The organism is Candidatus Aquicultor sp. (assembly GCF_054640775.1).
In genome coordinates this window covers 1-7170 of the sequence record NZ_JBTSLF010000132.1, presented here as the reverse complement: position 1 = coordinate 7170, position 7170 = coordinate 1, and the positions used below count along the sequence as shown (strand labels likewise).

At 39.0% G+C, this 7170-nt stretch carries 6 protein-coding genes; all 6 read left to right on the top strand.

The window, feature by feature from the left end:
• Window positions 1-1229: hypothetical protein (locus ACYC56_RS10600; protein ID WP_461374150.1), on the top strand; the 1229-nt coding region annotated here is incomplete at its 5' end.
• Window positions 1230-1240: 11 nt separating this feature from the next.
• A complete protein-coding gene (locus tag ACYC56_RS10595) occupies window positions 1241-1525 on the top strand; it encodes a hypothetical protein (RefSeq protein ID WP_461374149.1) in 285 nt (94 codons plus the stop codon).
• Window positions 1522-2268: a hypothetical protein gene (locus tag ACYC56_RS10590; protein WP_461374148.1), complete on the top strand. Its 747-nt coding sequence runs from the start codon at window positions 1522-1524 to the stop codon at window positions 2266-2268. Before ACYC56_RS10595 ends, ACYC56_RS10590 begins: the two co-directional genes overlap by 4 nt.
• 20 nt (window positions 2269-2288) lie before the next feature.
• Entirely contained in the window at window positions 2289-3086 is a 798-nt protein-coding gene (locus ACYC56_RS10585) for a tail fiber domain-containing protein (protein WP_461374147.1), read from the top strand.
• Window positions 3067-4344 (top strand): hypothetical protein, encoded by a 1278-nt coding sequence (locus ACYC56_RS10580; RefSeq protein ID WP_461374146.1) that lies wholly within the window; start codon window positions 3067-3069, stop codon window positions 4342-4344. Before ACYC56_RS10585 ends, ACYC56_RS10580 begins: the two co-directional genes overlap by 20 nt.
• Window positions 4345-4361: 17 nt before the next feature.
• Window positions 4362-7170: hypothetical protein (locus tag ACYC56_RS10575; protein WP_461374145.1), on the top strand; the 2809-nt coding region annotated here is incomplete at its 3' end.

Below are 7170 nucleotides of genomic sequence, written 5' to 3'. Positions count from 1 at the left end.
TAAGAACAAATACAACACCTAACATTACTTTAGCAAGCGGTGGGACTGGTTATTTTAGAGGTAATATTACTTCAACAGCAACTATAACAGGCGGTGCTTTAACTGGCGCTACTATCACGGGTGGGACGATACAGACTGCGGCGAGTGGGGCAAGAGCTGTAATGTCAGGGTCTGGGTTTGTAATATACCCAATAGGAGAATATGGAGCTTCTGCGATAGAGTGGAATTATTATAATACGATTATTGCCTCGATAGGTGTGCGTGCGGCTGCAGGTGTTTATTATGGAACGTATATTGACACCAAGGGTGGGATCTTAGAGTGTACGGGTAACTTTTCAGCCAATGGTAACTTAGAGGGGACTTCTTTATCTATAGGGTCGGCTGCACAATTTAAGGTTAACACTTCCGGTCAAATAACCAAAGTAAACAACATTTCACCTACTGCCAAATATACTTTAATCGGAGACGGCACTTCATTCACGCCGCGATTATTAGCAATGAGCGATCTGCCAGCGATTACGGCTTCAAAAGTTTTAGTCTCGGACGGCTCGGGATATGTTGCGGCTTCTGCTGTGAGTAATACAACGCTTGATTATTTAGATGCAACAAGTTCGATACAAACGCAACTGAACGCTAAACAAGCGGCATATACAAACTTAACCTCTATTGGTTCTTTAACAAATGCTTCTGGCTGGTTGAAAAATAATGGAAGTGGAACATTCTCCTATTCAACTCCAAGCGCAACAGATGTAGGGTTGGGGAGTGTTCAGAATTTTGCGCCGAGTTATGGAGATTTCACGCACAACTGGTCTACTGATGTAATCTATTATAGTGCAAGTAATACTTGGTACGGTTGGACTGGTACTATCTCGGGCGGGCATCTAAGCAACACCACATTCACGGACGATAACACGAATGGAGATTATCTGACTATAACGAATGCAGGAGTTTATCGGATCGATTATGTGATGAATTACTACGCTACTTATATTTCTGGCAATATTGAAATCGGGTTTGGCGTGTCCGTAGATAATGCGACCCCTTCACAGGCATTCGCTTATGCAGTTATTAGCGATACTTATTTACACAACACTTCGGGAGGAACAGGATTTGTTACGATCAGCGCAGGACAAACAGTAAGACTCAAATCTTATGTAGTAGACAATACGAAAATAACATCTATAAATATTGTCGGTTCATATTTTAATATTACAAAAATTTCAAACTAAAAGGGACAAACATGAAAAAGATTCTATTGGCAATTAGTTTTTGGCTGTTAACTATGAGTTTTGTTAATGCACAGGAAAAACCGGTGGATAAAGATTCAACGGAACTTGCAACACTTACTAAACAAAAAAACGAACTGGCAATGAGGGTATTGAAAACTAGTTCTTCTCTTTACGAGATGAAAAAACAGATAGAGCTTGATGAGAAAAATTTGGAATTAGCTAAAATAGATTTACAAGTAACTGAATATGCAATATCCAAACAAGAAGAGTTAATCAAAGCGAAGAAAAGCAAATGAAATTTCTTGGTATTTGGCACCCGGATAGAAGTGAAGAGTTTGCGAAAAAACTTTTAGCGCAAGGGTTCAACACATATATGATAGCGCCTAATTGGGAATTGGTTGTAAGTGAAAATCCGAAAGATACTCCTTATGAAGAATTGCAGGAATTAACTGCTATTGAGATGCGCGAAAGATACGACAAATTAAAGAAGATGGGATTCAAGTTCTTCTTGAATTTTGGTAGTGGTTGGGGTTTGGGAGAGTTTGACAAGAATTGGTTTTTTAGAAAAATCTATGAACAATTTGAAGATTGTGATGATATGCTTTTCGACTTGGGCGAATTCTACGAGGATTATGTTGAAACCGGCAAAATGAAGGAAGAAGAATATACCGGGATAGTAGCAGAAAAGAGAGAGTTCTTTGGTAAGAAATTAGAACTTGGGAATACTGCAAGAAACAAAATAAAATTAGGTAGCGATACCTTAACAAGTTATTGGAATCAAGAGAAATATTGGAGGAATACAGATCCATTCGTTTGGATCTTCGGTCAAGCCGGATGGCATAATATTTCTTCCTTACGTTATAAATCGAAAGCCGAATGGTGCAAGAAAAATAATATTCAAGTTGCACTTCTATACCAGGGCGATAAGTCTGAATGGAAAGCAATAGGGTGGGAAAATAAAATAGCCGATATACTTCATATCCGTAATTGGTTTGAGAATTGGCAGAGGAAACGATTCATCAAAATTTTTCAATTATAATATCTAAACAGAGGTATATCATGTCAAGAAGAGAAGATTTATGGAGCCAACTAAGTGGGATAAACACTACCGCAACAAATCTATTTGATAATTATGAAGATCCAAATAGCTATGAAGGTATGAGTGCGATTCTGGATAAGATAAACGGCGATCAGAGTAACGCAATAACAAGAACGGCTGCAAATACTGTGCAAAGAGGGCAGAGAGATACTGCCGCAAGATTGGCCTCTCAAGGAATTACCGGAGGAAGTGTATTCAACAATCAAATTAATAGTGTGAGCGACAATATAAATGATAACTTTGCCAAAACATTAGAAAATCTTGATACCGAGAGAATGAAGATGGAAGTACCTCTAATGCAGACGGAAAACGACAATAAATTTAGAGCAACATCGGCGCAAGAGAATATAATTATGCAAAATATCATGAACGCGCTAAATAAAAATCAAGCCGGTCAATCAGCCGTAAATAGTTGGGAACAGAGTGATGCGAATAATAGAGCAAGTAGTTTCAACTTCTTCCGAGATATGCTTCCGGGTCTAATTCAAGGCGGGGCTAATGTTGCAAGCGCCGGTGTATTAAAATCTGATATTCGCGCAAAGAAAAAGATTAAGTATGTAGGGACTTCCGAAGAAGGATTACCGATTATTGAATTTAATTATAAGAATAGCGATCCGAACCGTTACCGTGGGACGATTGCTCAAGCAGTTCAAGAAGTAAAACCAAGTGCAGTTTTAGATTTAGATGGTGTTTTGCATGTAGATTATAGCCAACTTAGTATTCGTCCGGAGGTAGTCAATGGGATGGGATGTATATAATCAAGTATTCGCAAATGTGGGCAATCAGATTGGCGAAACTATCAGAAAAAGACAACAAGCCGAGGTTCTTGCCGGTATTCTTGGGAAAGTAAACGAAGCGCAAAAGAATTTTGGTGAAATTGATAAAGCAACAAATACAACTACCGAGCAAAAAGCTAATCCGATGTATAAAGCTGAAAATGCCGTCCCAAATGTTGTAGGTTCAATCGGGTTAGGCCAAGGGCAACCGGTTCAGGAAAGTGATGTAGCGCCGATTAGTTTCAATCCAGCAAGTCAAAATAATTTCATCCAGCAAAATTCAATGCGCTCAACAAACCCTACTCCGGCATTAAGTAATATCCTTGCAAGCGCACCAAGAGGAATGAATACAATTTCTCCGGAAGCCATGTATAAGGAAGATGTTACCGGATCGAAAACTTATGAACAGAAAAATGTTACTCCAATTTCGGATATGGAAAAATACAATCGGAAACAGGATATAATTAATAACATTCTCGTAAACGCATTAAGCAATCCGGATATGGATCAAGAAGGATTAGCAAGATTGAACACAATGGCCGGTATTTTACAGGGAGATGCCAATAGAGATTTGCCAAAGAATACTTACCAAACCATTAGAGACGGCGAGATTGCGATTACAAGGGACAAATACGGTAAAGAAATTAGCCGCGAAGAAAACAAGAAAGACTATCCGGATAAGGATTTCAGGATGGCGGGTAAACCGTATTATGAGAATGGAATGGTGGCAGTACCATATTTCGATAGGAACAATAATTTGGTAGACACTAAATATCATAACTTACCGAAGGGCGCAAAAGGAAGCACCGATAATAGTTCTTCTGATACCAGCAAAATAGATGAAGTTGATTATTCAAGTGATTGGGGGAATGTGGTTCAGGGCATACAGACTATTTCTAGATTGAAGGAAAAACAACCACTTAAAGAGGGAATTCATAAGGGGAAATATGAGTTTGAGAGTTCTAACGGCGATAAGTCCTATCTAACACAAAAGGAACTTGATGATTATAAAGAGCAGGGAAAAAAACCATATACTAAATCTGCGCTGGATATGGTTAAGAAGTATGATCTAAAAACACAAAGAAACCTGAATGATTTTATTGATAGGATGAGAAAATATAGAGATGCGAACAAAGCTGATTGGCGCGTTGCTTATGATGCCATGAAGAAAGCAAATCCAGACATAACAAAAGAAGAAGAAGATTTAATAAGAAAATATTTTGAAATACAGACTCTTTAATTTCAGGGACAATTCTAATGGCCAAACAAGAGAGATGGAAAACTTGGAATGATCCAGCACCATTATCAAAAGAATCTGCAACAAAAACATGGAACGAACCAGACAACATAGCGCCGAAAGAAAACCAAGTTTCTATTACGTCTGGGGACACTACAACACAAAACCCCAATGTCATTCTTAGCGATGAGACTACTATAAAAGGTAAGCCGAGTGAGACACCGACAATAGATGCCTCGAAAACTTCCGGACCTATGGACTCTATTCTACAAGGTTATAAGCCATCTTTGGCGGAAAGAAATCTTAATGTAGAGAGTGATGATACTTTATCCAGCATAAAAACACCGGCTCATATAGCAAAAATTTATGAAACCCAGGATGCAAAGAAAAACGGAATAAAGTTGCTTGAGGATAATCTTAACAAATCTCAATCAGAACTTGACCAAATAAAGAACAAGGTAATTGAGTTCAGACAAAAAGGGCAACAAGATGAAGCCAACAAATTAGTCGGCGCATATAACAAAAAAATAGCCGATATAAATTATCAATCACAAAGTTATAAAAAGGCAATTGATGACTTTAACAAGTCAATGGAACAATCTTCAAAAGCTGAAAATAAGTTTTATAACTCGAAAGCTTTTAGAGAAAGTGATAACCTTGTGCTACCGGAACAAACAGTAACCGGGAAGAAGAGTGATGCAAGGCCGATGGCGGATATTCCTTTAACTGATGAGCAAGCGAATATTGCAAAGAGAATTCCGGTGCCGAAACAAAGTGATGTTTACGCTAACGAGCGTGAGAGAATGAAAAATGCTCTTGAAATGATTACGAAAGGAAAGATGTTCGATCCTATCACAGCGCCAATTGTAGAGGGTGCGGGACAGGTTTACCAAGGCGGCAAACGGATTGTAAATAATGCAAAAGATTTACTGCCCGATATAGTGCAATTATTATCAACAGAAGAAAATCCGGAATTGAAAACTAGTGGAGAAACCGTAAGAGGTCTTGGGGAAGTCGCCGCCGGTACATTCAAAACTGTTTTAGGCGCGTTACCGCCGGTAATGGCGCTGAATGTTATTCAACCCTACATAGCAAAAGGCGCTGGAGTTATCGGCGAAAAATTAGGGATTAAGAAAGAAACTGCTGAGAATATTGCCAATAAAATTACTCCTTTTGTTTTCGGGCTTCCGGTCGGCATTGGTTCGTTAGTCTCGGAAGAAACGGTAAAGGGATTGGACGATCTTGGTGCGTTCAACGGATTAAACGAAGGAGATAGATTACTTGCAAAGGATTTAATACAAAATGGATTGTTCTTGGGTATCGCTTCTCTTGGTGGAAGAGCCGGTGAGTTCGCGGAGAAGAAATCCAACGCTGCATTAGAGGATATTTTCGGTAATGAGTATGTGCCAAAATTAGGCATGGGTTCAAGGGTAAGAGGTGGCGGCCAATCTCCAATAGATATTTACGGAGAAGGTAAACCGTTAGAAACCAAAGCTGAAAGAAAAAAATTCTCCAGAGTTGAAGAGGTGTATAAAAATAGTGGTGCAAAAACTGTTGACGAATTTTTGAACAAATATCCTTCCGGCCCGGAAAGAGAGATGTATAAAAACGTATGGGCGGATTATAAGAAACAAAAGCTTGGTGAAGAAGATTTCTTCACTTACCTGGATAGACTTGAGGGAAGATCGAAAGAAACTCCATCGGCTATGCCTGACATGGGCAAAACCGTTCCCGGTACAGAAAGTTTCAAAGAGCAAACCGAGCAGCCAATAGAGCCGGTAACGCAGCCAAAAACAGAAGAAACCAATCGGACGGTTCCGCCGAATGTTGAGGGCGCGAATACAAGCAACACAACACCGGAACCGTTAAAACCCAAAAGCACAAATTTCGATCAGTATGATGAACTTAAGAACGGTTATTCGGCTCAACTCTATAGTGAGAAGAACCCGGAAAAGATTTGGAGGAAAGTAAACGGTAAGATTAGATTCTATCCGCCGGATGTTGATGAAAAATTACTTGATCAATCGTTAGAGGCCGAAAGGTTGGCGGCTGTTGACGGTGAAAGGGAATCCCTCGCCGAGAAGAATAACGGCAAAGTAAAAACCGAAAAAGATATGCGGGGCCAAATTGAGGAAGATTTAGGTTTATCCGGTATCAAAGAAATGGATGATAATGACGTAAAGGGACTTTATAAAAATAAACCTCTTCTCGATGCAATATTTAGCGAAAGAGAATTTAGAAATAATCCTAATTCCTCTCCAAGTGATAAAAGAAGTTCGTTAAACATTATCAATCGTGCCGTAGATGGACTAAGAAAGCAGGGTATTAATGCCCGTTTCGATGGCGATAATCTATTCATCGGTGATAATAAAATATTCCCAAGAAGTAAAACCGAAAATGAAAACTTACTTACTTCGGAGATCCAGAATGAAGAGGCGAAAAAACCATTTAGCAAATTACCTATTGACGAAATTGATAAACAAACTTTTCTCGCTAAAACAATTACTGGGAAAGGGAAATTGCCGGAAGATTTAATGAAGTTATTTCCTACGGGATTCGGGCAAAGCAAAATCAATAAAGGTGTGAAAGATATTGAAGAGGACGGCGGTAGAGAGCAAAGTGTTGAAGCGCAACAAGTAAGAGACTTTGTAAAAGAAGTCGAAAAAAGATTAGACCGTGATGGCCATATTAATTTTAGTGATGGTTCAAAAGTTACAAGAGCAGATATTGATGATATGCTTGATGAATATGTAAACTCGAAAGCAAAGACCTCTGATGAAGGAGATACAAGTTTTAATCCGGAAGAGTTTGATAAGCCGAAAGAATCTA

Bases quoted from the DNA above. Each gene is read 5' to 3' on its own strand.
- ACYC56_RS10590 (WP_461374148.1), top strand. From the start codon at position 1,522: ATGAAATTTCTTGGTATTTGGCACCCGGATAGAAGTGAAGAGTTTGCG.
- ACYC56_RS10580 (WP_461374146.1), top strand. From the start codon at position 3,067: ATGGGATGGGATGTATATAATCAAGTATTCGCAAATGTGGGCAATCAG.
- ACYC56_RS10595 (WP_461374149.1), top strand. From the start codon at position 1,241: ATGAAAAAGATTCTATTGGCAATTAGTTTTTGGCTGTTAACTATGAGT.
- ACYC56_RS10585 (WP_461374147.1), top strand. From the start codon at position 2,289: ATGTCAAGAAGAGAAGATTTATGGAGCCAACTAAGTGGGATAAACACT.